The sequence below is a fragment of the Microbacterium immunditiarum genome (genome assembly GCF_013409785.1).
Classification (GTDB): domain Bacteria; phylum Actinomycetota; class Actinomycetes; order Actinomycetales; family Microbacteriaceae; genus Microbacterium; species Microbacterium immunditiarum.
Window position 1 is genome coordinate 201,990 of record NZ_JACCBV010000001.1, and the last position, 25,778, is coordinate 227,767.

At 71.8% G+C, this 25,778-nt stretch carries 24 protein-coding genes and 1 riboswitch; of the genes, 9 read left to right on the top strand and 15 right to left on the bottom strand.

What is annotated here, in order from left to right; translation table 11 throughout:
• Positions 1 to 222 precede the first annotated feature (222 nt).
• Entirely contained in the window at positions 223 to 948 is a 726-nt protein-coding gene (locus BJ991_RS00925) for an aminoglycoside 3'-phosphotransferase (RefSeq protein WP_179486651.1), read from the top strand.
• A complete protein-coding gene (locus BJ991_RS00930) occupies positions 945 to 1,463 on the top strand; it encodes an SRPBCC family protein (RefSeq protein ID WP_179486653.1) in 519 nt (172 codons plus the stop codon). The genes BJ991_RS00925 and BJ991_RS00930 overlap by 4 nt, the downstream gene beginning before the upstream one ends.
• A gap of 25 nt (positions 1,464 to 1,488) precedes the next feature.
• Here the strand turns inward: BJ991_RS00930 and BJ991_RS00935 are convergent, their stop codons facing one another.
• The 3 genes from BJ991_RS00935 to BJ991_RS00945 form a co-directional block, all read right to left on the bottom strand.
• The gene (locus tag BJ991_RS00935; protein WP_179486655.1) at positions 1,489 to 2,274 is read right to left on the bottom strand and encodes an energy-coupling factor transporter transmembrane component T family protein; all 786 of its coding nucleotides are present in this window, start codon (positions 2,272 to 2,274) and stop codon (positions 1,489 to 1,491) included.
• Between the two features lie 106 nt (positions 2,275 to 2,380).
• Positions 2,381 to 3,862, bottom strand: coding sequence for an ATP-binding cassette domain-containing protein (locus tag BJ991_RS00940; RefSeq protein WP_179486657.1), 1,482 nt, complete (start codon positions 3,860 to 3,862; stop codon positions 2,381 to 2,383).
• Positions 3,859 to 4,500, bottom strand: a complete 642-nt coding sequence (locus tag BJ991_RS00945; protein WP_179486659.1) for an ECF transporter S component — start codon at positions 4,498 to 4,500, stop codon at positions 3,859 to 3,861. The genes BJ991_RS00940 and BJ991_RS00945 overlap by 4 nt, the downstream gene beginning before the upstream one ends.
• A riboswitch (TPP riboswitch) is annotated at positions 4,494 to 4,603 on the bottom strand. It overlaps the preceding gene by 7 nt.
• A gap of 35 nt (positions 4,604 to 4,638) precedes the next feature.
• On the opposite strand from BJ991_RS00945, the gene BJ991_RS00950 reads away from it, so the two are divergent.
• Positions 4,639 to 6,540, top strand: a complete 1,902-nt coding sequence (locus BJ991_RS00950) for a D-alanyl-D-alanine carboxypeptidase (protein WP_343048579.1) — start codon at positions 4,639 to 4,641, stop codon at positions 6,538 to 6,540.
• 93 nt (positions 6,541 to 6,633) lie between these two features.
• Here BJ991_RS00950 and BJ991_RS00955 read toward each other — a convergent pair whose 3' ends face one another.
• The 4 genes from BJ991_RS00955 to BJ991_RS00970 are packed head-to-tail and all read right to left on the bottom strand — an operon-like array spanning position 6,634 to position 11,702.
• Entirely contained in the window at positions 6,634 to 8,217 is a 1,584-nt protein-coding gene (locus tag BJ991_RS00955) for an SLC13 family permease (RefSeq protein ID WP_179486661.1), read from the bottom strand.
• 21 nt (positions 8,218 to 8,238) lie between these two features.
• A complete protein-coding gene (locus BJ991_RS00960) occupies positions 8,239 to 9,165 on the bottom strand; it encodes a DnaJ domain-containing protein (RefSeq protein WP_179486663.1) in 927 nt (308 codons plus the stop codon).
• A gap of 10 nt (positions 9,166 to 9,175) precedes the next feature.
• Entirely contained in the window at positions 9,176 to 10,606 is a 1,431-nt protein-coding gene (locus BJ991_RS00965; RefSeq protein ID WP_179486665.1) for an LssY C-terminal domain-containing protein, read from the bottom strand.
• Between the two features lie 7 nt (positions 10,607 to 10,613).
• Positions 10,614 to 11,702: an enoyl-CoA hydratase/isomerase family protein gene (locus BJ991_RS00970; RefSeq protein WP_179486667.1), complete on the bottom strand. Its 1,089-nt coding sequence runs from the start codon at positions 11,700 to 11,702 to the stop codon at positions 10,614 to 10,616.
• Positions 11,703 to 11,940: 238 nt separating this feature from the next.
• On the opposite strand from BJ991_RS00970, the gene BJ991_RS00975 reads away from it, so the two are divergent.
• Both BJ991_RS00975 and BJ991_RS00980 read left to right on the top strand, forming a co-directional pair.
• On the top strand, positions 11,941 to 14,052 hold the full coding sequence (locus BJ991_RS00975; RefSeq protein WP_179486669.1) for an ATP-binding cassette domain-containing protein: 2,112 nt from the start codon (positions 11,941 to 11,943) through the stop codon (positions 14,050 to 14,052).
• Positions 14,049 to 14,873 (top strand): ABC-2 transporter permease, encoded by an 825-nt coding sequence (locus tag BJ991_RS00980; protein WP_179486671.1) that lies wholly within the window; start codon positions 14,049 to 14,051, stop codon positions 14,871 to 14,873. The genes BJ991_RS00975 and BJ991_RS00980 overlap by 4 nt, the downstream gene beginning before the upstream one ends.
• 50 nt (positions 14,874 to 14,923) lie before the next feature.
• Here BJ991_RS00980 and BJ991_RS00985 read toward each other — a convergent pair whose 3' ends face one another.
• Positions 14,924 to 15,409, bottom strand: coding sequence for a hypothetical protein (locus BJ991_RS00985; protein WP_246300994.1), 486 nt, complete (start codon positions 15,407 to 15,409; stop codon positions 14,924 to 14,926).
• A 96-nt stretch (positions 15,410 to 15,505) separates the two neighbouring features.
• Here BJ991_RS00985 and cofG point away from each other — a divergent pair, with 96 nt between their 5' ends.
• The 4 genes from cofG to cofC are packed head-to-tail and all read left to right on the top strand — an operon-like array spanning position 15,506 to position 21,055.
• Positions 15,506 to 17,896 carry a 7,8-didemethyl-8-hydroxy-5-deazariboflavin synthase CofG gene (gene cofG / locus BJ991_RS00990; RefSeq protein ID WP_343048581.1) on the top strand — a complete coding sequence of 797 codons (2,391 nt, stop codon included), beginning with the start codon at positions 15,506 to 15,508 and terminating at the stop codon, positions 17,894 to 17,896.
• On the top strand, positions 17,893 to 19,416 hold the full coding sequence (locus tag BJ991_RS00995) for a flavin-containing monooxygenase (protein ID WP_246300995.1): 1,524 nt from the start codon (positions 17,893 to 17,895) through the stop codon (positions 19,414 to 19,416). The genes cofG and BJ991_RS00995 overlap by 4 nt, the downstream gene beginning before the upstream one ends.
• A complete protein-coding gene (gene fgd / locus BJ991_RS01000; RefSeq protein ID WP_179486673.1) occupies positions 19,413 to 20,423 on the top strand; it encodes a glucose-6-phosphate dehydrogenase (coenzyme-F420) in 1,011 nt (336 codons plus the stop codon). Before BJ991_RS00995 ends, fgd begins: the two co-directional genes overlap by 4 nt.
• Positions 20,420 to 21,055 carry a 2-phospho-L-lactate guanylyltransferase gene (gene cofC, locus BJ991_RS01005; RefSeq protein WP_179486675.1) on the top strand — a complete coding sequence of 212 codons (636 nt, stop codon included), beginning with the start codon at positions 20,420 to 20,422 and terminating at the stop codon, positions 21,053 to 21,055. Before fgd ends, cofC begins: the two co-directional genes overlap by 4 nt.
• Here cofC and BJ991_RS01010 read toward each other — a convergent pair.
• The 7 genes from BJ991_RS01010 to BJ991_RS01040 all read right to left on the bottom strand — a co-directional run bounded on the left by BJ991_RS01010 (position 21,052) and on the right by BJ991_RS01040 (position 25,757).
• Complete coding sequence (locus BJ991_RS01010) at positions 21,052 to 21,774, bottom strand: hypothetical protein (RefSeq protein ID WP_179486677.1); 723 nt, start codon at positions 21,772 to 21,774, stop codon at positions 21,052 to 21,054. The two genes, cofC and BJ991_RS01010, sit on opposite strands and share 4 nt — an antisense overlap.
• An 85-nt stretch (positions 21,775 to 21,859) precedes the next feature.
• The gene (locus tag BJ991_RS01015) at positions 21,860 to 22,603 is read right to left on the bottom strand and encodes a sulfite exporter TauE/SafE family protein (RefSeq protein WP_343048582.1); all 744 of its coding nucleotides are present in this window, start codon (positions 22,601 to 22,603) and stop codon (positions 21,860 to 21,862) included.
• 1 nt (position 22,604) lies between these two features.
• Entirely contained in the window at positions 22,605 to 23,597 is a 993-nt protein-coding gene (gene cofD / locus BJ991_RS01020; protein WP_179486681.1) for a 2-phospho-L-lactate transferase, read from the bottom strand.
• A 41-nt stretch (positions 23,598 to 23,638) separates the two neighbouring features.
• The gene (locus BJ991_RS01025; protein ID WP_179486683.1) at positions 23,639 to 24,469 is read right to left on the bottom strand and encodes a uroporphyrinogen-III synthase; all 831 of its coding nucleotides are present in this window, start codon (positions 24,467 to 24,469) and stop codon (positions 23,639 to 23,641) included.
• A gap of 191 nt (positions 24,470 to 24,660) precedes the next feature.
• The gene (locus BJ991_RS01030) at positions 24,661 to 24,945 is read right to left on the bottom strand and encodes a DUF3618 domain-containing protein (protein WP_179486685.1); all 285 of its coding nucleotides are present in this window, start codon (positions 24,943 to 24,945) and stop codon (positions 24,661 to 24,663) included.
• Positions 24,935 to 25,336 (bottom strand): phage holin family protein, encoded by a 402-nt coding sequence (locus tag BJ991_RS01035; RefSeq protein ID WP_179486687.1) that lies wholly within the window; start codon positions 25,334 to 25,336, stop codon positions 24,935 to 24,937. The genes BJ991_RS01030 and BJ991_RS01035 overlap by 11 nt, the downstream gene beginning before the upstream one ends.
• Before the next feature lies 1 nt (position 25,337).
• Positions 25,338 to 25,757: a hypothetical protein gene (locus BJ991_RS01040; RefSeq protein ID WP_179486689.1), complete on the bottom strand. Its 420-nt coding sequence runs from the start codon at positions 25,755 to 25,757 to the stop codon at positions 25,338 to 25,340.
• Positions 25,758 to 25,778 lie beyond the last annotated feature (21 nt).

Below are 25,778 nucleotides of genomic sequence, written 5' to 3' on the forward strand. Positions count from 1 at the left end.
CGGGCGTAGGAGATGGTGCGTGCTCAGGACGATTCCGCGCGGATGCTCCTACTCCCGAGCCATCTCCTACCCTCGCACCTCCGCCCCGCGCGCCGCGCCGCACGACCCCGCGCCGAGATCAGGACATCCGGCCGAGACAGGGCGATCCGCGCCGAAACGTCCTGCGTGAGCCGGATGTCCTGATCCGGGGCGGAGAGCGGCCACATCCGCGACGATGGACTCATGTCGATCCCGCCCGAGCCGCTCGCGACCCCGGAGCGGGTGACCGAGCTCGCGCGCGGCGCCGCGGTCGAGCCGGTGTGGATCAACGACTACGGCGGGCTGGCGTTCCGCACCGGCGACGGCCGGTTCATCAAGCACGGGCCGCACAACGCGGAGACGTCGTTCGCCGGCGAGGCGGAGCGGCTCACGTGGGCCGCGGCGTACACGCCCGTGCCGCGCGTGCTCGAGCTCGGCGGCGATGACACGCACGAGTGGCTCGTGACCGAGGCGATGCCCGGACTCTCGGCGGTCGATCCGCGCTGGATCGCGGAGCCCGAGACGGCTGTGCGGGCGATCGGGGAAGGGCTTCGCGCACTGCACGAGGCGCTGCCGGTCGACGAGTGCCCGTTCGATTGGATGGTGGACTCCCGCGTCGAGAACGCGGCGGGGCGGGGCATCCGTGTTCCCGACGAGCTTCGCGAGGCGCCGCCCGTCGACCGGCTCGTCGTCTGCCACGGAGACGCATGCTGCCCGAACACGCTCATCGGCGACGACGGCCGGTGGACGGCGCACGTCGACCTCGGAGCGCTCGGGGTCGCGGACCGCTGGGCCGACATCGCGGTGGCGGCCATGAGCACCGGGTGGAACTATGGGCCCGGGTGGGAGGAGACGCTCCTCGCCGCGTACGGCATCGCGCCGGATCGCGAGCGCCTCCGCTATTACAAGGAGCTCTGGAACGCGACATGACGACCTCTGGGCCACGCGGCACCGTCACCGCGATCGACGGCAAGCCGAACCTCGTGCTGACGCGCACGTTCGACGCGCCGATCGCGCAGGTATGGGCGATGTGCACCGACTCCGGGCGACTGGAGCGCTGGATCGGACGGTGGGAGGGCGACCCCTCGGCCGGTGCGGTCGACTTCTTCATGACGGCGGAAAGCCCGGATGCCCCGCCCTCCCGCACCGTCATCCACGTGTGCGAGCCGCCGCGGCGCCTCATCCTCGAGACCTCGGGCGACGTCGGCGGGTGGCACCTGTGGCTCGAGCTCGACGACTCCGGGGAGGGCGACACCGCGACGATGCTGACGTTCGGGCACCGGCTCGCGCCGGAGGACGACGTCGGGTCGATCGGCCCCGGCTGGGAGTACTACCTCGACCGGCTCGTCGCCGCGTTCGAGGGGAGCGAGGTCGGCGCGATCGCGTTCGACGACTACTTCCCCGCGCTGCAGCCGTACTACGAGAAGCTCGTGGCGGCGGGCTGAGTCGAGCCGTCCCGGTGCGCGGGCGTCAGAGTCCGAGGATGAATCGCCACGTGCCCGCGGCGATCGCGGCGATGACGGATGCCGCGGCGATCGCGATCGCGATCGCGACGATCCCGGCGTCTCGCCACCGCAGCCTCGACGGCCGCGCCCACGTTCGGGGCCCGCTCCCCCCGAACCCGCGCGCCTCCATGGCGGTCGCGAGCTTCGTGCCGCGGCGGATCGCGAGGACGAGCAGCGCGAACGACTGACCCGCGAGTCGGCGGAGGCGCCCGGCATCCGCGACCCCTCGTGCTCGACGTGCGAGCGAGAGTTCCCGCCAGTCCTCGATGAGCAGCCCAACGAGGCGCAGCCCCGCGAGCGCGCCGATCACGAACCGCGCCGGAAGCTTGAGGATCTGCGCGAGCCCGTCGGCGAGGTCGGTCGGGTCGGTCGTGGCGAAGAGGACGACGCTCGGCACCGCGATGGCGAGCACGCGCAGGAAGATCGAGAGCGCGAGATCGATCGAGCCGTCGCTGATGCGCAGGATCCCCCACTCGACGTACATCGTTCCCGAGGGTCGTCCGTAGAGAACCGTCGCGATGGCGGCGATGCCCGCCCCGACGACGATCGGCCACAGGCGGTACCACAGCTGACGCGCGGTGAGCCCCGCGAACGGCAGCAGCACGAGGGTCGCCGCGAGCGTGACCCCCGCCGACACGGGGTCGATCGACATGAGGAGCGTCACCGACATGATGAGCGCGGCGGCGAGCTTCGCGACCGGGTTGACGTCCGCGAGGCGGGAGTGGCGCAGGTCGGCGGCGATGAGGCTCATGGCGCCACCCCGCTCGGACCGGGGTTTGGGGCGGATTTGCGCCTTTGGGGCGCATTTCGCGCGCCCCAAAGTCGGAATCGCGCCCCAAACCCGGCAACCACGACGCTCACGGCGCCGCCCCCGCCCCGAGAGCGAGCTCCACGTCGGCGAGCGCGTCGACGAGCGCGCGGTCATGCGACACGAACACGACGGCGGTCCCCTCGGCGCGCACCTCGTCGACGAGCGCCGCGAGCTCGCGCCACGTGCGTGCGTCCTGACCGTACGTCGGCTCGTCGAGCACGAGCACGCGGGGCCTCGTCGCGAGCGCGGCGGCGACCGTGAGGCGACGCTTCTCGCCGCCTGACAACGTGAAGGGGTTCACCGCCGCGAGGCGCGTGAGCCGCAGGCGCTCGAGCAGCGGCTCGACGCGTGCGGCTGTCTCGGCCTCCCCGAGCCCCATCGCGCGCGGCCCGACCGCGAGCTCATCGCGCACGCGGGTCGTGAGCAGCTGGTGCTCGGGGTCCTGGAACACCGTCCCGATCCGCGTGAGCAGCTCGCGCGAGCGCCACTCATGCGGCGCCGCGCCGCGCGCGCCCGCGCGCAGGACCTCGGTCGCGCGCACGTCCCCGCCGACCGGCGGCAGCAGTCCTGCGAGGGTCGCGGCGAGCGTGGACTTCCCCGCGCCGTTGGGCCCCGTGATCGCGAGCGCGCGAGCGGCCTCGACGGAGAGGGAGATGCCGGATGCCGCGACCCGCGCCTCCTTCGCGCCGAACGGCCTCCGGCCGACCGCGAGCCCGTCCGCGGTGAGGAGCGTCTCGCCGGGAGCTGCCGTGAGCGGCCGCCGCGAGAACGCCGGCGGCACGCACGGCACCCAGACCCCGGCATCCGTCAGCTCTCGCTCATGCGATCGGAAGACCTGCGCAGGCTGCCCGTCGGCGAGCACGCCTTCGCCACTGCCCGGCTCGGCGAGCACGATCACCCGGTCGACGTGCTCGGCCCACAGTTCGACGCGGTGCTCGACCACCACGAGCGTGGCGCCCGTGCGCTCGGCGACCGCGAGCACGGCGTCGCGCACCTCGACCGTGCCCGCGGGGTCGAGGTTCGCGGTCGGCTCGTCGAGCAGCACGAGGCCGGGACGCATCGCGAGCACGCCCGCGAGCGCCAGGCGCTGCTTCTGCCCGCCGGAGAGCTGGGACGTCGAGCGATCCCGCCCGACATCGAGCCCGACGGCGTCGAGGGCGTCGTCGACGCGGCGCCAGATCTCGTCGGGGGAAACGGCGAGGTTCTCGCACGCGAACGCGACGTCGTCGCCCACCCGCGCGAGGATGACCTGCGCGTCGGGGTCCTGCAGCACGAGCCCCGCCTTGCCGCGCGCGTGCGCGGGCGCCACGCCGTCGATCGTCAGCTCACCGGCGACCTCGCCGTCCTCGGCGTCGCCGAGCACGCCCGCCAGGCCCCGCAGGAGCGTGCTCTTGCCCGAGCCGCTCGCCCCGAGCAGCAGCACCCGCTCGCCGGGAGCGATGTCGAGGTCGAGGCCTGCGACGGCCCAGCGCCGCCGTCCGGCGTGGCGCCAGCCCCACCCCCGAGCGACGACGTGGACGCCCGTCACGCAGCGTCGGAGGGCTCTGCCTCGCGCGCCCTCGCCTCCCGGCCGGCGGCGAAGCGATCGAGCGCTCCGGTCGCCGCGAGCGCCTTCGCGATGACCCACGACAGCAGGCCGGCGATGACGATGCCCGAGACGACGGCCGACACGAAGTACGCGACGCGGGCCTCGAAGGACAGGGCCGCGACCGACGAGAAGCTCGTGTCGAGGAGGCCCACCGCGATGCCGGCGAGCGCGCCCGACGTGAGCGCGCCGAGCAGCCGCCAGTTGGCGTACAGCAGGATCGCGAAGCCGAGCTCGGCCGCCGCCCCCTGCACGAGCCCCCACACGAGTGTGAGGAAGGCCCACTGCGTGCCCAGCGCCATCGACACCACGGCCGCGACGACCTCGGTGTAGATGGCCGCGCCGGGCTTGCGGATGATGAGCCCGCCGAGCACTCCGGCGAACAGCCAGCCGCCGGCGAGCAGGCCGGACAGCCCCGGCGTGAACGAGAGCACGCTGTCGAGGCCGGGCCACGCGAGGCCCCACAGCCAGAACAGGACTCCCGCCGCGACACCGATGACGCTGGCGACGACGATGTCGACGACGCGCCACCGGAAACGGTGGGCGACGTGCGACGCGGACGTTGACGTGGACGTGTGCATCGTTACTCCCTCCCTGCGCTGGCATGACCCAGATCAGGTTCGACGGTCGAAGCGTCTTTCGCTTCCTCTCAGCCCGGCACACCGGACTCCCGTGGTTGACGCGACGAGTATAGCCCGCGCAGCGGGTACCTTAATCAGGTGAGCCTCGCCGACACGCCTCCCCCCTCGCGCCGCGCCCTGCGCGCCGCGCGGATGGAGGCCTCCGGCTCGGCGACGGGCCCGGAAGGCCCTGACAAGACGCCGAAAGAGCCGATCGTCGAGGCCGGTGCGGCGGGTCTCGGTGAGGGTCCGATCGAGAGCGTTCCGGATGCCGCGCCCCCGGCGCCCGCGGAGCCCTTCGTCGCACCGCCCATGTCGGCGGCCCCTGCCGCGGCATCCGCGGAGTCCGTGTTCGGCGCGCCGTCCCCGGTCGGCACCGACTCGGGTCCCCTGCAGCTGGAAGACCTGTTCGGGCTCGGCGACGGCGAGGAGCGCCCGGCGCGCTCGACGGTGACTCGCCCCAACTACGCCCGGACGAGCGCCCCGGAGCCCGTGTTCGCCTTCACCGCCTCGGCCGCGCCCGTGTCGCCCACCTCGCCGGTCGAGTCCGTGCCCGCGGCGGAGCCCACGCTCACAATGCCACGCGCACGAGAGGCCGAGGTGGCGCCCGTCACGGCGACGCAGACCCTCGCGACGTCCGGCGACGAGGAGCCGGCCGAGCGCAGTCGCGTCGCACTCACGTGGGTGGACGAGGCATCCGTCGCCCTCGGCTGGCGTGTCGGCCCCGACCTTGCGACCGCGACCAGCCCGTATGTGCCGGTCGAGAACGACCTCCTCGCGAACCCGCCTCGCCGGTCGCCGTTCCGCCCCGGAGTGCTCGCGCCCGCCGGAGCCACCGCCGCGTTCCTCGCCGCGTACGCCGCGACGACGCTCCTGTGGCCGCTTCATGCGGTCGCGCCGACGGTGGAGAGCATCCAGGTCGAGTCGGTGCCCGCGGCCGCGACCGCGCTGCCGTGGCCCGGCGTCGGCGGCGCCGCGGTCTCGGTGCGCGGTGTCGGCGCGGTGGCGTCGAGCGCGGACGCGGTCCCGATGGCCAGCATCACCAAGGTCGTCACGGCGCTCGTCGTGCTCGAGGAGATGCCTCTCTCCCCCGGTGAGCAGGGCCCGGAGTTCCGGTTCGGATGGGGCGACCGCAGCCGGTACTGGAACTACCGCGCGAACGGCGAGTCCGCGCTCGACGTGCCCGTCGGCGGCTCGCTCACGCAGTACCAGCTGCTCGAGGGCATGCTCATCGGCTCGGCGAACAACTACGCTGACCGGCTCGCGGGCAACCTGTGGCCCTCCGACTCGGTGTTCGCCGACGCGGCGATGAGGTGGCTGACGGCGCACGGTGTCAACGGCGTCACCGTCGTCGAGCCCACCGGCATGGATCCGGGCAACACCGCGAGTCCGGATTCGCTGCTCGTGCTCGCCGACAAGGCCCTCGCGAACCCCGTGATCGCCGAGATCGTCGCCAAGCCGTCCGTCGAGCTGCCCGGTGCCGGGCTCGTCGAGAACACGAACGGCCTCCTCGCCGATCCGGGCGTGATCGGCATCAAGACCGGGACGCTCGACATGTGGAACCTGCTCTCGGCGAAGAACCTCACGATCGGCGACACGGTGGTGCGCGTCACCGCGTCGGTGCTCGGTCAGCCCGACGACGGGGCCCGCCTCCAGGCGTCGCGCGCCCTGTACGCCCAGGTCGAGCAGGAGCTCCAGCCGCGGCCGTCGGTGGCCGCCGGCACGACGGCGGGGATCGTCGAGACGAAGTGGGGCGAGCAGGTCGACATCGTGACGGCAGGGGACGCGAGCGTCATCCTCTGGAACGGCGGTGCAGCGACGGTGGAGTCGACGTTCTCGCTCGGCGAGTCGCGCGAGAAGGGCGACAAGGTCGGAACGCTGTCGGTCGCCGGTCCACTCGACTCGACCGAGGTCGAGCTCGAGCTCGCCGAAGAGGTCGAGGGGCCGAGCGCGTGGTGGCGTCTCACGCATCCGCTCGATCTGTTCGGGCTCAGCGGCTGACCGCTTCGTCTCGCTCCGCGCGCTCAGCGACCGGATAGCCGGACCCTGAGCGAGGAGCGAAGCGACGAGACGAAGGGCGCCTCGGATCACCCGTCAGAACGGCCACACGAGCGGCACGTACAGCACGGAGAACGCCAGGAAGACGATCATGAGCGGCAGCCCCAGTCGCCAATAGTCGCCGAACCGGTACCCTCCGGGCTGCATGACCATGAGGTTCACCGGCGTCGCGATCGGCGTGAGGAACGCCGCGGCGCCCGCGACGGTGAGGGCCATCATGAACGGCTGGACGCTTACTCCCGTCGTCTGGGCCAGTGACGCGGCGATCGGCATGACAACGAGGACCGTCGCGACGTTCGAGATGAACTGACCCAGGACCATCGTGACGACGCACACCACCAGCAGTGCGAGCAGCGGCGAGGTGCGGCCGGTGAGAGCGAGCACACCGTCGGCGACGAGTGCCGCGGCCCCGGTCGAGACGAACGCGCTCGACAGCGGGATCATGCCGGCGATGAGCACGATCGTCGTCCACGAGACCGCGCGGTAGACCTGCGGCACGGTGAGCACCCGCGTCAGCACGAGCGCGCCCGCGGCGAGCAGCCCCGCGACCGCGGGCGGCACGATGCCGGTCGCGAGGAGCGCGACCATCAGACCGAGGACCACCAGCGCGCGCCTCGCGCCTCGCCCGAGCGGCACAGCCCGTTGCAGGGTCTGCGGCGGGGTCACGGCGATCACGTCGCGCGAGCGGGCGTAGCGCTCGAGCGCGCCCCACGGCCCCTGCACGAGCACGGCGTCGCCGGCCTCGAGTATGAGGGAGCGGGACGGAGCGGATGCGGCATCCGGCGCCCCGCCCCCTCGCCTGACGGCAAGGATCACGAGGTCCTCTTCCCGCGTCGTCATGCCCGGGTACACCTCGCGGCCGATGAGCGTGGACCGCGGCGCGATGAGCACCTCGATGACGCCCTCCTGCGCGCTGAAGAGCGCATGCGTGTCGAGGTCGACGGCGTAGCTCTCGCGCAACATCCGCGCCTTCTCACCCGCGTCCGCGGCCCCGCCGAGGTGCTCGGGCTCCCGGTCCGGCAGCAGCCTCCGGCCGCCGAGCGCGACGACGGCGATCGTGCAGACCAGCACGGGGAGCCCGACGAGCGCGAACTCGAAGAACCCGAACGGGCGGCCGCCGGCGTGGGCCGCCGCATCCGAGACGAGGACGTTGACCGGGGTTCCGGTGAGTGTCAGCAGCGATCCCGCGCTCGCGGCGAACGCGAGAGGGATGAGCAGGCGCGACGGAACGATGCCCGCGCGCACCGCCACCACCACGACGACGGGGAGCAGTGCGGCAACCGCGCCGTTGATGCTGATGAACGCCGTGAGCACGGCAACGATGACGCCGATCACGATCGTGAGGCGCAGCCGGTCCGTGCCGGCGCGACCGACGACCCGCTGCGCGATCCACACCGTGACACCGGTCGCATCGAGTGACTCGCTCACGACGAACAGCGAAGCGATGAAGATCACCGTCGGATCGCCGAATCCCGACAGGGCCTCGGGGAGGGTGAGCACACCGGTCGCCCACAGCGCGAGCGCGACGCCGACCGCCACCGTGCCGATCGGCACCTTGCCCGAGACGAACGCGACGATCGCCAGCGCGAGGATCACGAAGACCGCGATGATGGGATCCACCTTCGCGAGCCTAGGGCGGGGTCAGGCGAAGCGCACGGTCTGCTGCAGGCGAGTGCGCACGTCGAAGACCTCGTTGCCGCCGATCTCGCGCGCGCCCGTCATCCCGCGTCGCATGACCGTCGCCAGCCCGCTGCGGGAGACGACGGCGACCGGGACCCCCTTGACCCGCCCGACCTCGGTGATCGCCTGCTCGAGGTCCTCGTCGGGGAGCACGACGATCGCGCCTCCGAAGCGCACGCGAGCGGCGCGGGCCACCGCGCGCATGCTCCGCACGAGCTCGGCGATCGGGGATCCGCTCACTCCCTCGCCGATGAGCTCGCCACGGCGCAGGCGCACGGGCCCGCCGAAGTCCTCCGACAGCACGCCGTAGAGGCCGCTCGGGCCGAGCACGATGTGGTCGAGCTTGGCGTCGGGGTCGCGTTCGTCTGCGACGACGTCATGCCAGACGGTGTAGCCCATGCCGAGATCCGACACGATGCGGGCGGTCGCCTCTTCGGCGAGCGCGTCCGCGAGGAGCCTCTTGAGGTGGTGCGGCGCCGACCGCACGAGCGCGGGGTCGTACGGGTCGTCGAGCGTCACGCCGCGGCCCGCCCACTCGCGGATGAGGTCGAGGTAGCGCTCGCGGCGCCAGCCGCCGGGGTGCCCGAACGAGCGCGCACGGGGACGGGTGTCGCGAGTCTGGGTCCGCACCGGCGGGCGGAAGCCCGACCATTCGGGGGCGGATGCCGCGCCGAACCCGTGACCGCGGTCGTAGGCGGCACGCGCGACGGGCGTGCCGACGAGCTCCCACGCGCGCTGCACCTGCACGAACACCGCGGCGTCGCCGCCCGTGTCGGGGTGGGTCTGGCGCAGCCGCAGGCGGTATGCGCGGCGCAGCGACTCCTCGTCGACGGTCGGGTCGACCCCGAGCACTTCGTACGCCGACGCCGAGAGCGGACTGTCGAACACGCGGTAAAGGCTAACGCGCTCCGCGACCCCTGGGCCGGGAGGTGCTCTCGTTGCGGCGCGCGTACGCGGCCGCGCTGCGGCTCGACAGGGCGAGCAGCAGGAGGATGTCGAGCCCCAGGGGCAGGAAGGTCGTCGAGATCGTGATGTCCTGCGCATCCGCCCACCAGCCGATGAAGGCGCTCGTGATCGAGATCGTGCTGACGACCATGACGGTCACACGGGTCCAGTTCACGCCGTGCAGGATGAGCACACCGAGCACTGCGTCGACCAGGACGACCACGACCATCACGATCGTGTAGAAGACGACGGACCCGAGCACGGCGTCCAGCCCCATCGGGAGGCCGGTCACCTGGGTATCGGGCGGCTCGGCGAGCTCCGACCAGTTCAGCGCGATCTCGCCGAGGATGACGAGCCCCGCGATGACGCGGAAGAACACGAGACACGCGCCCGCGACGATCGACTTCGGCCGCGGCATCTCGGGGTCGAACCGAGGGCGCTGCAGGAGGCGCTCGGCACCCTCGAATGCCGGCCGCTTGCCCGGGTCGACGATCGGATTGGCCGTCGGGTCGTACACGTGATGGCTCGCGTGGCCGGCATCCGGAGCACCGCCGCCGACATCGACGATGGGCAGGTCGCCGTCGGTGTGGATCGTGTCGCCGCCGCCGTTGCGCGCGTGGTAGCCCGTCGAGAAGTCCTCGATGACGTCGACCTGGATGCTCGGATCAGTCTCGAGCAGCGTCCGAACGATGTGGTCGCGCTCGACGTCGATGTCGTCGTCGATGCGGTGCGTGATCTGGAGGGTGAACAGCGAGAGCCCGACGGCGGTGTCGAACGTGCCGGCGGCGAGCCAGTCCACGCGGCGGCCGCCGGGCAGCAGCCAGTCCTCTGGGCAGCGCCAGAACCGCACGTGGTGACGCTTCCCGGGACTGCCGTCCACCTCCTGCTGGTACGCGAAGTCCTGCTGACGGCCGAAGAGGAACAGGGGGCTCACCGGCGCCTCGTCGTAGCTGCGGCGCCTGAGCGTCGACATCACGATGCGCCACGACGAGCGGAGCGTCACCGGGTCCGCCCTCGTCCATCCCGCCGCTTCCAGCGCCCGCTGGATCTCCTGCTCCGTGCCCATGAAGGCGAGGTTCACCGGGTCGCCGAGGAGGCCGTCGCTCGTGCGCGTGCGGCCGATGAAGTAGTCCGGCACATAGATGGTCGTGAGGATGCGATGCAGCCGCGGCAGCACGAGGTACGCGAGCAGCGCCCAGAACACGATCCCCGCGAGGATCCCCCACCACCCGAGCTGGAACGTCTCGGTCAGACTCAGATACGCGAGCCAGATCGCGGCGACCCCCGCGAACACGAAGAAGAACCAGTCCACCGCGATTCCGAGCGACCAGCGCCGCCGAGGCCGCTGCGCGGTCTGCTTCTCGGTTGCCGTGGTCTGGCTCATCGCGGGCTCACACGGGCGGTCCGTCCCACAGGGGAGTGGTCGGCCGATACGAGAGGGCGGATGCCGCGGCATCCGGTTCGAGCTCCGCGATCGTCGCCGGCTGCCAGTGCGGGTCGCGGTCCTTGTCGATGAGCTGTGCGCGGATGCCCTCCACGAGGTCGGGCTGGGTCGTGGCGAACCACATCACGAGGCCGTACTCCTGCGCGAGCGCGTCGCGCAGCGATGGCAGCTCACGCGCCCGGCGCACGGCCGCGAGGGTGACCGCGAGAGCGGTGGGGGAGAGCTCGGCGAGGGTGTCGGCGGTGGCGGATGCCTCGGGCTCGGGCCGTGTGCGCAGCCGCTCGACGACCTCGGCGACGGTGTCGGCCGAGAACGAGTCGTCGATCCAGGGGCGCGCGCTCTGGAGCGACGACTGCGGTCTCCCGCCGGTCGAGTAGGCGCGAAGGGCCGTATCGAGATCCTGGCCTTCACGAACCGCCCCTTCGAGCGCCTCCCGCAGCTCGCCCAGTCGCTCCGACGGCACGATGGCATCCGCGAAGCCCGCGTACACGGCATCCGCCCCGCCCATCGTCGCACCCGTCAACCCGAGGTACTCGCCCAGCCGTCCCGGAGCGCGGCCCAGCAGCCACGTGCCGCCGACGTCGGGCGTGAACCCGATACGGGTCTCGGGCATCGCGAGCTGGGAGCGCTCCGTCACGACGCGCGCCTGTGCGTGCCCCGCGAGCCCGATGCCGCCGCCCATCGTGATGCCGTCGGCGAGCGCGATGACGGGCTTCGGGTACTCCGCGATGCGGGCGTTGAGCGCATACTCCGCGCGGAAGAACTCCCCCGTCGCCTCGGGGTCGCCGCCCACGATCTGCTGGTACAGCGTGCGCACGTCGCCGCCCGCGCAGAACCCGCGCTCGCCCTCGCCGTCGAGAAGCACGGCCCGCACCTCGGGGTCGCTCTCCCACGCGTCGAGCGCGGCGGTGAGCTCGCGGATCATCCCGAGATCGAGCGCATTGATGGCGCGCGGCCGGTTGAGCGTGAGCCGTCCGAGGCCCCCTTCGGCTCGCACGAGCACGGAGGAATCGACGGATGCAGCGACCTCGGTCATCACGGGGAAAAGGCTACCGGGATACCGGGGGCGCATCGGGGCATCCGCCGCTCGCTCACCAGAGGAAGCGCTCGACTCGGGCGTCGTGGTCGAGGAGTACGTGCACGAATCCCGCGTGTGACGGATGCCGCATCCGCCATGGGCACTCGCCGACCCGCGCCCTGGGGAGATTTCCCTTCGCCCGTCCCGACTTTCCGACAAGATAAGGGGGACAGCACACTAGGCGAGAGGGTGGCGAATGCCCGAAGGACTTGCGCTGGAATTCTCGGGCTTGACCAAACGGTTCGGAGCGCTGACCGCGGTCACGGACCTCACCGCTCGAGTCGAACCGGGCGTGGTGACCGGATTCCTGGGGCCCAACGGCGCCGGCAAGACGACCACGCTGCGCGTGCTGCTCGGCCTCGTGCGGCCGACCGCCGGGACGGCGTCGATCGGCGGACTCCCGTACGCCAAGCTCAAGCAGCCCCTCCAGACGGTCGGCGCGGTGCTCGAGGCGTCGAGCTTCCACCCCGGGCGTTCGGGCGCCGCGCACTTGAAGGCGTACGCGCAGGCCGCATCACTTCCGACATCTCGCGTCGACGAAGTGCTCGGTCTCGTCGGACTCGCGGATGCCGCGGGCCGTAACGCCGGCGGCTACTCGCTCGGCATGCGCCAGCGCCTCGGACTCGCCTACGCGCTGCTCGGAGATCCCGGCGTCCTCGTGCTCGACGAGCCCACGAACGGCCTCGATCCCGAGGGCATCAAGTGGATGCGCGTGCTCCTGCGCCAGCTCGCGCGCGAGGGCCGCACCGTGTTCGTGTCGTCGCACCTGCTCGCCGAGGTGCAGCAGACGGTCGACTCGCTGCTGATCATCTCGCAGGGCCGGCTCGTCTTCCAGGGACCGCTCGATGACCTCGCCGACCCCACCGAGCACGCAACAGTCGTCGACTCCCTCGACCGTCCTGCGCTCCTCGCCGCGCTGACCGCGGCCGATGTGCCGTACGAGCTCCTCCGCTCGGGCGTCACCGTCCGAGGCCTCGAGCCCGCGCGCGTCGGAGCGGTCGCCGCGGCGGCCGGCGTCGCACTCTCGTCGCTGCAGCAGCGCGGCCCCGCCCTCGAAGAGGTCTTCCTCGACCTCGTCAACGGCACGCGCGTGCACCCGAGTGCGGCCGGCGTCGGGATTGCGAAAGCAGAAGCGACGGATGCCGCGACTCCCGACGCCACCACTGAGACGGCCGTCGATGAAACGGCCGCGGTCGAGGCGCCCGGAGCCGGGGCGCCGGCGGGCGCCGAGGCCGCCGAGCCGGTGCCGGTCGCTCACGAGCCCGACGAGCTCGGACCCGACGACGAGGCGGAAGCGGCCGACGCCGAGGCCGCCGAGACGTCCACCCTCGCGGCGACCTTCGACACCGAAACGGGCGGAACGCCCCAGGCGGCATACGTCTCCAGCGCGATCGCGGCGGCGGCTGCGGCGTACCGCGATGACGAGCCGACATCGAGCGAGCCCGCCCAGGCCGAAGCGTCGGACGAGACCACGGATGCGGCGGGCGAGGCGCCTGCCGGCGAGGAGGCCGCGGCATCCGAGGCTGCACCTGCCGCCGGCGCAGAGCCGGCGGCGGACGCGGCGGCCGCGATCGAGCACGAAGCTCCTGCAGGCGAGGAAGCCGCGGCAGACGAGGAGCCGCCCGGCGACACAGAGCCCGCGATCGAGGCCGAGCCCGCGATCGAGGCCGAGCCGACGATCGAGGCCGAGCCGACGCCGGGCGAAGACCTGCCTGCTGCCCACGCCGAGCCCGCCGACTCCCCCGCTTCCGTCACCGCCTCGTTCGCGGTCGCGAGCACGGGGATCATCGACGTGGTCCCGCCGCCCGCCGACGACTCCGGCGATGGCGACGCAGAAGTCCCCGACGAGGACTCCGACGTCGACGTCGAGGCGGTCGGCGAGATCGACGAAGAGCTCTCGAGCGAGGACGAGCCGCGCGTATTCGCGATGCCCGCGTCGGCGGGTGCCGACGAGGCGGACCTTCCGGAGGACTCCGACGTCGACGTCGAGGCGATCGGCGAGATCGACGAAGAGCTCTCGGAGCCCGACGTGATCGAGGACGAGGAGGCCGAGGGCGAGGCATCCGTGTCGTCAGCCGACATCGAAGACGAAGAGCAGCGCCCATGGGGCGAGTACGTCAAGACGGATGCCGACCTGGAGGCCGATCGATTCTTCGCGGCGTTCGACGGCAGTACCGAGCCGACCGACGCGGAAGAGTCTTCGGAGACGGGCGACATACCGCCGGACGACACCGGCGGCGGAGAAGGGGAACCGCCGTCACCCGCCGAAGAGACCCACGACGAGCACGAAGGAGGTGAGCCTCGATGAGCGTGGTCGCCGCGAGCCGCTCCGAGTTCACGAAGCAGTTCTCCACGTCGATGTGGTGGATCCTCGCGATCGTCCTTGTGGCGTATGTCGGGTTCACCGCCGCGGTGCTCGCCTTCGCGCTGGCGGCGTCGACCACGGGCGCGCTCGGCAGTGACGGACCCTCGCTGCCTGCCGACCAGCTCAGCCCGCTCCTGTACAGCGTCGGCACGTCGGTCGGGTACGTGTTTCCGCTGCTGATCGGCACGCTCATGGTGACCACGGAGTTCCGTCACAAGACGCTGACGCCGACATTCCTCGCGACTCCGCGCCGCGGCACCGTGCTCTGGGCGAAGATCCTCGTCGGCATCGTCGTCGGCGCGCTCTTCGGCGTGATCGGCGTCATCGCCTCGGTCGGGCCGGCGGCGGCGTTTCTCGTGGGTTACGGCCTCGACACCGACTTCGCGTCGAGCGACACGTGGGCCCTGCTCGGGCGCATGCTCATCGCCTACGTGCTGTGGGTCGTTATCGGCATCGGCGTGGGCGCGCTCGTGCGCAACCAGGTCGGCGCCGTCGTCGGGGTGCTCGTGTTCACGCAGTTCCTCGAGCCGGTGGCGCGCGCGGCGGCGGCGTTCGTCACGCAGATAGAGCCGATCGTGCGCTACCTGCCGGGTGCGGCGAGCGACGCGTTGGTCGGCGCGAGCATCTTCAACATGGCGGCGGGACCCGGTGCGAACACGACCGAACCGCTCGAGTGGTGGGTGGGCGGGCTCGTGCTGCTCGGCTACGCGGCGGTGCTGCTCGTGCTCGGGTACCTCGTGAGCTGGCGGCGGGACGTCTCGTAACCCGCCCTTCGTCTCGTCGCTGCACTCCTCGCTCAGGGACCGGGGGCGACTCAGGTGGCCGGTGCCGGACTCGGCGACGTGCGCGGCTTCTTCTTGCCGCCCGGCTTCGAACCCGCCGGACGCTCGGGCTGCACCGGCACGGGAGCCGTCGCAGCGATCTCGGTGACTTCGGCGAGCTCGGCCTCACCGTCCAGCTGCAGCGCCTGCACGAGCGCGAGCCCGTGACGGGTCGTGAGGATCACGCGCTCGAACTCGTCGTGCCCCTCGAGGTCGATCACGACGCCGGCGCGGTGGCGGCGGATGAGCGCGAAGTCCGTGCCGCCCGCCGACTTCCACGTGCCCATCGCGGCGACCCCCCACAGGTGCGTGCCGGGGTCGGGAACGCCCCGCAGCCACATCCACGCGTCGTCGGTGAGCTGCACCTTCTTGATGGCGGACCGCTCGATGAGCACATTCTCCTTGCGGAATGACAGCGCCCGCTCGACCTTCGACAGCGCGACCTCGAGTCGCGTCGAGTCGAGCAGCAGCGTCACCATGCGACTAGTCTGCCAGCGGCCGGCCGGAGTCCGCGGGCCATTTGATGACAGACCGGCAACGATCCTCTTGCCGTCCGACGGTGCAAGACTGGGACGGTGACCCTGCTCGATCCGGCGCCAGCGCCGTCGCGCGTCTCGACCGCGGACGCCCTCGAGCGCGCCGAGCGCGGCGATCGACTCGACGTCGACGACGCTCTGGCTCTGCTCGCCGCGAAGGAGGACGACTTCCACCGGATGCTGCGGCTGGCCGCATCCGTGCGCGATCTCGGTCTCGAGCAGGCGGGCCGACCAGGCGTGATCACGTACTCGCGCAAGGTCTTCGTGCCGCTCACGACCCTGTGCCGCGACCGCTGCCACTACTGCATCTTCGTCGACACACCGGGCCAGCTGCTCAAGAAGCACAAGCCGATGTACATGTCCGCCGAGCAGGTGCTCGCGGTCGTGCGGCAAGGTCAGGCTCTCGGGTGCAAAGAGGCGCTGCTGACACTCGGCGACCGTCCGGAGGATCGCTGGCCCGAAGCGCGCGCGTGGCTCGACGAGCACGGCTTCGCGTCGACGCTCGACTACGTCGCCCACATCGCGCGGCTCATCACGGCCGAGACCGGCATGCTCGCGCACGTGAACCCCGGCGTCATGAGCGCGGATGAGCTGCGGATGCTGCGCCCCACCGCCCCCTCGATGGGCATGATGCTCGAGACGACGTCGCGCCGCCTGTTCGAGGAACCCGGGCAGGTGCACTACGGGTCGCCCGACAAGGATCCGGCGCTGCGCCTCGCCGTCATCGACGACGCCGGGCGCGAGCACATCCCGTTCACGACTGGGATCCTCGTCGGCATCGGCGAGACGCTGCGCGATCGCGCGGAGTCGCTCGTCGCGCTGCGCGAGTCGCACGAGAGACACGGGCACGTGCAGGAGGTGATCGTGCAGAACTTCCGCGCGAAGCCCCGCACCGCCGCACAGGGGACCCCCGACGCCGACGTGCTGGAGTACGTCGCGACTGTCGCCGTCGCGCGGCTCGTGTTCGGGTCGCGCATGCGCATCCAGGTTCCGCCGAACCTGTCCGACCCCGCCGAGTTCGAGCTGCTGGTGCGCGCGGGCGCCGACGACTGGGGCGGCGTCTCGCCCCTCACGGCAGACCACGTGAACCCCGAGCGTCCGTGGCCGCACCTCTCCGACCTCGCCGAGCGCACCGCCGCCCTCGGCTTCGAGCTGCGGGAGCGCCTGACGGCGCATCCGGAGTATGTGACGGAGTCCGCGACCTGGCTCGACGCCGCGATGCACGCGCCCGTGGCGGCGCTCGCCGATCCTGCGACCGGTTTGGCGGTGGCCGGCGTGAAACCGTCGGGCTCGATCCCGCCGGTGAGCCCGCCGAACGACCGTTCATGGCAATCGAGCCCGGCGCTTTCACGCTCCGCGGCATTGCTCGGTGACGACGACATCCGACGTCTGGCGGAGGCCGCGGCATCCGACCCCCTCGCCCTCGCCGACGAGGAGTGGGCCGCACTGCTCACGGCGACCGGCGCCGGGCTCGACGCGCTCGCGGCGACGGCCGACGACGTGCGGCGGTACACGGTCGGCGAGGTCGTGAGCCTCGTGGTGAACCGCAACCTCACGTCGAGCGGCTTCCGTGCGGGCGGCGCGAGCGCTTCCGACGAGTTCGACCTCGACGACGCCGCGGCGATCGCCGCCGACGCGTGGGACCTCGGCGCGAGCGAGCTGTGCGTGCAGGGATGCCTGCCCGACACCGAAGCGCCCGAGGCGTATCTCGACATCGTCCGCGCGGTGAAGGCGGCGACGCCCGACATCCACGTGCACGCGTATCGCCCGCAGGACGTGTGGGACCTCGCCGACCGCGGGAACCTCGGCCTCGACGGCGCTCTCGCGGCGATGCGGGACGCGGGTGTCGACACGGTCCCCGGCACCGGCGTGAAGGTGCTGAACGAGCGCGTACGTGAGCTGATCGCACCCGGCGACCTCGAGATCGACCGCTGGGTCGAGGGGATCACTGCCGCGCACCGCGCCGGCTTCCGCTCGACGTCCGTGATCTTCTACGGGCACGCCGAGACCGCGACCGAGCGCATCGCGCACCTGCGGGCACTGCGGGGAATCCAGGACGCCACCGGCGGGTTCACCGAGTTCGTTCCGATCCCGCTGCCGGGTCCGGCGGGCGGGGTTCCGCTCGTCGCGGACCGGATGCCCCTCGACGAGCACCGCGCGATGGTCGCCGTGTCGCGGCTCATGCTGAGCGGCAGCATCCCGCACGTCCAGATCCCGTGGACGCGCGTCGGCCGCGACACCGCCGGCGTGCTGCTGCAGTCCGGCGGTGACGACCTCGGCGGAACCCTCCTCGACGGCCGGGTCAAGCCGGAGGCGGGCATAGAGTTCGGCCTCGAGCTGCCGGTGGCGGATGCCGCGGCCATCGCCGCACGCCTGTTCCGCCCGTTCCGCCGGCGCACGACCGACTACCGCAATGCGAGCGCGCGATGACCGAGATGGCCGAGCGCTTCGTCTCGCCCACGGCTCGCTCGGCGACCGGGGTGGATGTCGTCATCGTCGGCGCCGGCTTCGCGGGCATCGCGATGGCGGTCGCGCTCCAGCGCGCGGGCCGCGACCACTTCACGATCCTCGAGCGGGCGTCCGCGCTCGGCGGAACCTGGCGCGACAACACATACCCCGGGGTCGCGTGCGACGTCCCCGCGCACCTGTACGGGCTCGCGAGCCACCCGAACCCGTACTGGTCGGGCCTCTACGCGCGGGGCGACGAGATCTGGCGTTATCTCGAAGGCGTCGCCGAGCGCGAGGGGCTCGGCGACCGCATCCGTTTCAACACCCCCATGACCGGCGCCCGCTGGGACGACGACGAAGACCTCTGGCGCGTCGAGACCCCCACCGGAGCCGTCACCGCGAACACCCTCGTGCTCGCGTGCGGGCGGCTGACCGAGCCGCGCATCCCTGACATCCCAGGGCTCGAGACCTTCCCCGGGCCGATGTTCCATTCGTCGCGGTGGGACCACTCGGCCGACCTCGCCGGCCGGCGCGTCGCGGTCGTCGGAAGCGGCGCGAGCGCCGTGCAGCTCTCGCCCGAGCTCGCCAAGATCGCCGACGTCACGCTCTTCCAGCGCACCCCCGCGTGGATCGTCCCCCGCGGCGCCCACCCGTACACGGACGCCGATCGCGACCGCCTCGCAACCCACCCCGAGGAGCTCGCACGGCTGCGCGCGGAGCTCTACGCCGAGGGCGAGGCGCGCTTCGCGTCCAGGTCGGGCGATGCCGAGGCATCGGCGACCGCCAAAGCCACCGCCCTCGCACATCTCCAGACCCAGGTGCCCGACCCCGCGCTGCGCGCGGTGCTCACACCCGACTACGCGTTCGGGTGCAAGCGCGTCCTGCTGTCGGACGACTTCTACCCGGCGGTGTCGTCGGGCGCGATCCGGCTCGTGCCGTCGGCGCTCGCCGCCGTCGAGGGCACGACGGTCGTGGCATCCGATGGATCACGGCACGAAACCGACGCTCTCGTGCTCGCGACCGGGTTCGCGACGACGCGCCAGCCGTACGCCGACCTCGTGCACGGCGAGGGCGGCGAGTCACTCGCGGTGCACTGGTTCGAGGGCATGACCTCGTTCGGGTCGACCATCGTGTCGGGGTTCCCGAATCTCTTCATCCTCGACGGGCCGAACGCGGCGCTCGGGCACTCGTCGTCGATCCTCATGATCGAGGAACAGGCCGCGTACACGGTGCGGGGCCTCGTCGAGCGCGACCGCGCGGGCGGGGTGCTGCGGGTCGATCCGGGCGCCGAGGCAGCCTATACGGACGAGATCGCGGATGCCGCGGCCTCCACCCCCTGGCTCACGGGCGGGTGCCGCAACTGGTACGTCGACGAGAGATCCGGCCGGCTCACGCTGCTGTGGCCCGGTACGGTGGACGCCTTCCGCGCGCGGCTCGCGCGCGCCGACGGTTCCGAGTTCGTGCATGTCCGCGCTGCGCGCGCGGTGAAGGGAGTCACATGACCGTTCCGCTGCGGTTCGGGTACAAGGCGTCGGCCGAGCAGTTCGGGCCCACCGAGCTGCTCGACTACGCGATCCTCGCCGAAGAGATGGGCTTCGACTCGGTGTTCGTGTCGGACCACCTCCAGCCCTGGCTGCACGAGGGCGGTCACGCCCCCGCATCCGTCCCCTGGCTCGGCGCGCTCGGCGCGAAGACCAGTCGCGTGCTCATCGGAACGTCGGTGCTGACACCGACGTTCCGATACAACCCGACGGTCGTCGCGCAGGACTTCGCGACGCTGGGCGTGCTGTATCCGGGGCGCGTGATCCTCGGTGTCGGCACCGGTGAGGCGCTCAACGAGGCGAACCTCGGGATCGAGTGGCCCGACCCGCCCGAGCGGTTCCGCAGGCTCAAGGAGGCGATCGGGCTCATCCGTCGCCTGTGGTCGGAGGACCGGGTCAACTTCGAAGGCGAGTTCTACACGACGAAGAACATCACCATCTACGACAAGATGGACGACCCCGTGCCGATCTACATCGGCGCGGCCGGCCCCGCCGCCACGCGTCTGGCGGGTCGCATCGCCGACGGCTTCATCACGACGAGCGGCAAGAAGCGCGAGCTCTACACCGACACGCTGCTGCCCGCCCTGCACGAGGGGCTCGACAAGGCCGGCCGCGCGCCGGACTCGATCGACACGCTCATGGAGATCAAAGTGTCGTTCCACCCCTCGCGCGACGCCGCGATGGAGAAGACCCGCTTCTGGGCGCCGCTCGCGCTCAGCCCCGAAGAGAAGATGGGCGTCGACGACCCGCTCGAGATGCAGCGGCTCGGCGAGGAGCTGCCGATCGAGCGCGCCGCTTCGCGTTTCATCGTGTCGGACGACCCCGACGAGCACGTCGAGCGCATCGCGTGGTACATCGGCCTCGGCTTCCGGCACCTCGTGTTCCACGACCCGGGCGCCGACCAGGCGGAGTTCCTGCGGATGTACGGCGCGGAGATCCTCCCGCGCCTGCGCGCGCGGTTCGCGTGACCGACGGCACGGTGCCGGGCTGGGCGGTCGTCGTGCCGGTCAAGCCCGCCGACCGGGGCAAGTCACGCCTCGACGTGCCGGGCGTCGACCGGGTGGCGCTCGCGCGCGCGATCGCGCTCGACACGATCGCCGCAGTGGCGGCGTGCGACGTCGTGGAGCGGGTCGTCGTGGTGGGCGACGACGGCGGGCTGGCGCTCGAAGCCGGCGCGATCAGCGGCCTGCGGTTCGTGCCCGAGCCGGCACCCGGCGGATTGAACGCCGCGATCGCCGCGGGCATCGAGACCGTGAACGAGCGGATGCCCCGCGCCGCCCTCCTCGGAGACCTGCCCGCCCTGCGGCCTCATGACCTCGCGCAAGCCCTGCGCTCGGCGCGCGGGATCGCGCGCGGCGTCGTCGCCGACGCGGATGGGGCAGGCACGACCCTCCTGACGGCGGCACCGGGCGTGGCGTGGGAGTCGGCGTTCGGCGAAGACTCCTTCGCGAAGCATCGCGCGCTGGGTGCGGTGCCACTGGACGTGACGGATGCCTCGACCCTCCGCCACGACGTCGACACGGCCGAGCATTTCGCCGCCGCGATCGCGCTCGGCCTCGGGCCGCGCACGGCGGCGCTCGTTCGCGTGAGCGAGCGCTAAGCCGCCCGCCGGCGCAGCGCGACGGCCGTGACGCCGAGCGCGAGGACGAGGGCACCCACGATCGCGCCGACGGTCCACAGGACCACCGGCAGCTGCGGCCCCTCGGACGCGAGCTCCACGACACCGGTGTCGCCACCGCCGCCCGCACACGCCTCCACGCCGCGGCACGCCTCGACCGAGGCGTTGTGCTCGGCGGCGATGAGCGAGCGCGCTTCGGCGAGCGGGGTCGCGCCCGACACGATCTGCGTGGCCCAGTCGTTGAGCGGGGTCACGGTGTCGCCCGACACCATGTACCACGAGCCGCTCGGGGGATCGTGGACGAGCAGGGCATCCGGTGGTGCCCCTTCGATGAACATGAGCACGAGCTCGCCGAGTTCGACCCCGTTGTCATACCCGGCAAGCTCGTACTCAGCCTCGGTCGGCTGCCACGCCAGGGCGGTGCCGCGCACCACGCCGTCGGCGTCGAACCGGACGGCTATCCATTCCTTCGGCACTCCGACAACGGGTCCGTCTTCGCCGGCGAGGAACTCGGTACTCCAGCCGTGCACTGCGCGCGGTTCGCTGAAGCTCCCGTCGCCGCACGCCTCGGTGAGCATGGTGCCGCCGTCGGCGGCCGCGCAGTCCATGATCTCGACGACATCGTCGGGGACGTCCACCGCGGCCGTCGCGCCTGAGACAGCGAGAGCGAGGGACACAGTCACCGCCACGAACCACGACATCGCCCACCTCCGCTCGGATCGTATCGACGGCAGGAGACGGATGCCGGAACGGTTGTGGAACCGTGATGTGAGCGGATGCGCCGCCTCACGCCACGAGGAGGTACACCGCCCCCACGATCGTGAGCACGATTACGAGCTGTTCGAAGAGCTTCTGGTTGATCCGATCCGCGATCCAGCGGCCGAACAGCGCCCCGGCGATGACGGCAGGTGCGAGCACGAGGTCGAGCAGCAGCCCTGGCACCGTGATGAGCCCGAGCCCGATCGAGAACGGGAGCTTCGCGACGTTGACGATCGCGAAGAACCACGCGATCGTGCCGAGGAACTCCTTGACGGGGAACCGCGACGCGAGGAAGTACATCGACATGACGGGCCCGGCCGCGTTCGCGACCATCGTCGTGAAGCCGCCGAGCGTGCCGTAGACGGCGGCCGCGACGCGGTGCGTGCCGCCTTCGGCGATCTGCCGCCCCATCCGCCGGCGCAGCAGCGTGACCGCGATCACGATGAGCAGCAGCACCCCGATGACGCGCCGCACCCACGTGTCGTCGGCGAACGCGAGGAATCCGAACCCGAGGAGAAGGCCCACCACGACGGCCGGCGCGAGACCGAGGAGCGCCTTCCAGTTCGCGTGCCGCCGGTACGAGATCATCGCGAAGACGTCGGCGAGGATGAGCAGCAGCAGGATCGTCCCGGTCGACTGTCGCGCGGGCAGTACCGCCGCGAAGACCGCGACCGCGACGGTGTTCGTGCCCGGAATCGCGGTCTTCGAGATTCCGATCGTCGCCGCGGTCACCGCGAGCAGCACCCACGCCAGCGCCGACAGGTCGGGCACGTCAGCCGTGCACCGCGTCGAGGGCGGCGGCGGCGAGCGCGGTGGAGGCCGCGGCATCCGTCATCCACAACGGCCGGACGACGGGCCGGATGCCGCTCCGCTCGACGTCCGCCGCGAGGTCCGAGTCCTCCTCGGCGATGAGCCACGCGTCGAGCAGACCGCCGTCGGCGCGGGCGCCGTAGTGCCCGGCGACGGCGGCCGCCGACGTCTCGACGCCGATCGCAGTGAGGCACACGTCGGCCATGCCGCGCACGACACGCCCGCCGATGATCGGTGAGACACCCACGACAGGAGCGCTCGTCGAGCGCAGCGCATCGCGCACGCCAGGCACCGACAGGATCGGCCCGATCGACACGACGGGGTTCGACGGCGCGATGAGCACGACGTCGGCATCCGCGATGGCCTCCACGGCCCCGGGCGCAGGTGCCGCAGACGAGATTCCCGGGTTCTCGAAGTCGACCGGTTCGAGCGTCGCGCGGTGGCGCGTCCACCACTCCTGGAAGTGGAGGGACCGGATGCCGCCGCCGTCGCGCACCGTCACGATCGTGTCGACCTCGGCGTCGGTCATGGGCAGCAGGCGTGCTCCGAGGGGCCAGCGGCGGGACATCCGCTCGACCACCTGCGTCGGTGTGAGCCCTTCGCGCAGCCAGCCCGTGCGCGCGAGATGCGTGCCGAGGTCGAGGTCGCCGAGCGTGAACCACGGCCAGCCCGCTCCCCACTCGCGAAGCTCGTGGTTGACGCGCTCGGTGTCGCCCGCCCGGCCCCACCCGCGCTGGGTGTCGTTGACGCCGGCGAGCGCGTACGTGATGGAGTCCACGTCGGGCTGGAGGCGCACGCCCGACAGCCACAGGTCATCGCCCGTGTTGACGACGACCGTGAGCACGCGGGCGGTGTCGTCGATGCCGCGATCGCGCAGCGCACCCCTCGCGCCGAGAGTGAACTTCGACCCGCCGACACCACCGGCGAGCACGACGACGCGGGGGGAGTCATGCATCCCCACAGGCTATCGGCGGTCGCGACGGCCGCCGTTTGCGGCTACTGCTCGATGGGCCGGATCATGCCGGTCGGCGGGGCGAACTCGTCGGCGGCGTGCGGCAGCGGGAACTGCGCGACGGCCTCGATGAGTGCGTCGACGGTCTGCGTCTCGGCGACGACGTCGACCGAGAGACCGGCCTTGCGGGCGTCCTTCGCGGTGCGGGGCCCGATCGCGGCGATGATCGTCGTGCTCGGGACGTCAGGGAACTGGGCGTGCACCTGCTCGGCGACGGAGCCGCTCGTGACGAGGATCGCGTTGATGCGGCCGCTGCGCACGTCCTGCGCGATGCGCTCCGTGACGGGCACGCCGACGGTGCGGTACGCGACGACGCTGCGCACGCGGTGGCCTGCCTGCTGCAGCATCCGCGTCAGCAGAGGCTTGGCGATCTCGCTGCGCAGCGTGAGGATGTCGCGCGGCTCGGGCTCGAGCGCGATCATCTGCTCGGCCATGCCTGCGGCGGAGTTGTCCCGCTCGGGAACGAGGTCGACGCGGTAGCCCATCGACTGGAGGGCCGCGGCCGTCGTCTCGCCCACCGCCGCGACCTTGGTCTTGGCGGGGACCGTCGCGCGGTAGGCGTAGAGGACGTCGACGGTGGTCGCGCTCGTGATCGTCACCCAGTCGAAGGCGCCGGCGGCGAGGTCGGCGAGGGCCTTCTCGAGCGTCTCGATGTCATCGGTCGGTGCGAAGTTGATGAGCGGCGCGATGACGGGGATGGCTCCCTGCCGGCGCAGGGTCGCAGCGACGCCGTCGCCCCACGGGCCCCCGCGGGGCACGAGGACGCGCCAGCCGGTGAGGGGCTTGTCGGGCGTCGGTCGGATTGCTGCGTTCATATCTCGTCATCCGGGCGCTGTCGTGGAACTCCGTCAGCCGCCCCAAACGTCGAGCAGCCGACGCGCGTGCGAATCCGCCTCGGATCTGCGGATTCGCGCATCGGCAGCATCGCACCATCGCACTGCCTGCCTTCGAGCATACCCCGCGCGGCGCGTGGCCTCGCGGGGTGGGAGCCCCGCCGCGAAGGGCGTCAGCGGGTGTACGCGCGCACACCGGCCCACACGATCGCCCCCACTGCGGCCGCCCCGGCGACGATCGCCGCCATCGCGACTCCGGGGTTGCTGCGCTGGAACGCGCGCGCCTTCGCGATCGTCCGATCGACCGCCCGACCGACGCGCCGGGGAACGTTCGCCTTCTCCTCGATCGCGGCGAGCGCGGCCTTCAGCTCGGCGCGGGCGCGCTCCACGGGGTCGTCGATGCCGACGTCGACCGCCGTCCGGGGCACGGCGGACGTTCGGGTGATGTCAGAGCTCATCGCGCACCTCTCTCACGTCCTGGGCGATCGATTGAACGGGCGTCTCGCGCTTCGCGAGCCGCCGGAAGCGGAGGACGCCGAGCAGCGCCAGCACGATCGCGATCACGAGCGCGAGCCCGAAGACGAACAGGGCTGATGCCCACACCGGCCACCACGACGAGAGCCCGGCGATGAGGAAGGCTCCGAACGCGGGGATCGACCAGAACAGCACAAACAGCGCGGCGATCATCCACAGTGCGCCCCACCCGCCGTCCTTCGCGGTCTTCGCGACCCACTTCTTCGCGGCGTCGACCTCGGCCACGACGAGGTTGCGCACGAGCTCGGGCACCTCGCCCAGCAGCGTCAGCAGGCTGTCGTCGGCGCGGTCGCGAAAGCGTCGCGGCTCGCTCATGTCACTTCCCGTCGGTGGTGCTGCGGCGGGCCTTCTTGGCCTCGTCGACGGCGTCCTTCACGTCTTCCGCAACGTCTTCCGCCGCCACCTTCACCGCACGTGACGTCGTCTTGGCGGCGGCTCCGACGTCGTCCGCCTGCTCCTGGCCGACCTTGAGCGCCGCGTCGAGGCGCTCGCCGGGCGTGCCTTTGGTCGATGCGGCCTTGCCGACCTTGACAGCCGTGTCCCACAGCGTGCTGGGGAGGGCCATCGCGCTCGACTTCGCGAACTCCCTGACCTTCTCGACCTGTTGCTGGACCGGGTCGAGGTTCCACACCTTCTGAGCCTGAGCCTTGATCTGCTCGTAGCGCTCGCGGCCGGCGCGCGTGCCCAGCACATACCCTGCTGCGAGTCCGATGACCAGTCCTACTTTGCCCCTCATGAGGTCTCCTGACGCTCGTTC

What these genes read in the sequence shown, in the direction of transcription:
- fgd (WP_179486673.1), top strand. Translation starts at nt 19,413, where the DNA reads ATGACCGTTCCGCTGCGGTTCGGGTACAAGGCGTCGGCCGAGCAGTTC.
- BJ991_RS01025 (WP_179486683.1), bottom strand. Translation starts at nt 24,469, where the DNA reads ATGAACGCAGCAATCCGACCGACGCCCGACAAGCCCCTCACCGGCTGG.
- BJ991_RS00945 (WP_179486659.1), bottom strand. Translation starts at nt 4,500, where the DNA reads ATGCACACGTCCACGTCAACGTCCGCGTCGCACGTCGCCCACCGTTTC.
- BJ991_RS00930 (WP_179486653.1), top strand. Translation starts at nt 945, where the DNA reads ATGACGACCTCTGGGCCACGCGGCACCGTCACCGCGATCGACGGCAAG.
- BJ991_RS00980 (WP_179486671.1), top strand. Translation starts at nt 14,049, where the DNA reads ATGAGCGTGGTCGCCGCGAGCCGCTCCGAGTTCACGAAGCAGTTCTCC.
- BJ991_RS01040 (WP_179486689.1), bottom strand. Translation starts at nt 25,757, where the DNA reads ATGAGGGGCAAAGTAGGACTGGTCATCGGACTCGCAGCAGGGTATGTG.
- BJ991_RS00965 (WP_179486665.1), bottom strand. Translation starts at nt 10,606, where the DNA reads ATGAGCCAGACCACGGCAACCGAGAAGCAGACCGCGCAGCGGCCTCGG.
- BJ991_RS01030 (WP_179486685.1), bottom strand. Translation starts at nt 24,945, where the DNA reads ATGAGCTCTGACATCACCCGAACGTCCGCCGTGCCCCGGACGGCGGTC.
- BJ991_RS00975 (WP_179486669.1), top strand. Translation starts at nt 11,941, where the DNA reads ATGCCCGAAGGACTTGCGCTGGAATTCTCGGGCTTGACCAAACGGTTC.
- BJ991_RS00925 (WP_179486651.1), top strand. Translation starts at nt 223, where the DNA reads ATGTCGATCCCGCCCGAGCCGCTCGCGACCCCGGAGCGGGTGACCGAG.
- cofD (WP_179486681.1), bottom strand. Translation starts at nt 23,597, where the DNA reads ATGCATGACTCCCCCCGCGTCGTCGTGCTCGCCGGTGGTGTCGGCGGG.
- BJ991_RS01035 (WP_179486687.1), bottom strand. Translation starts at nt 25,336, where the DNA reads ATGAGCGAGCCGCGACGCTTTCGCGACCGCGCCGACGACAGCCTGCTG.
- BJ991_RS00935 (WP_179486655.1), bottom strand. Translation starts at nt 2,274, where the DNA reads ATGAGCCTCATCGCCGCCGACCTGCGCCACTCCCGCCTCGCGGACGTC.
- BJ991_RS00985 (WP_246300994.1), bottom strand. Translation starts at nt 15,409, where the DNA reads ATGGTGACGCTGCTGCTCGACTCGACGCGACTCGAGGTCGCGCTGTCG.
- BJ991_RS00995 (WP_246300995.1), top strand. Translation starts at nt 17,893, where the DNA reads ATGACCGAGATGGCCGAGCGCTTCGTCTCGCCCACGGCTCGCTCGGCG.
- BJ991_RS01010 (WP_179486677.1), bottom strand. Translation starts at nt 21,774, where the DNA reads ATGTCGTGGTTCGTGGCGGTGACTGTGTCCCTCGCTCTCGCTGTCTCA.
- BJ991_RS00970 (WP_179486667.1), bottom strand. Translation starts at nt 11,702, where the DNA reads ATGACCGAGGTCGCTGCATCCGTCGATTCCTCCGTGCTCGTGCGAGCC.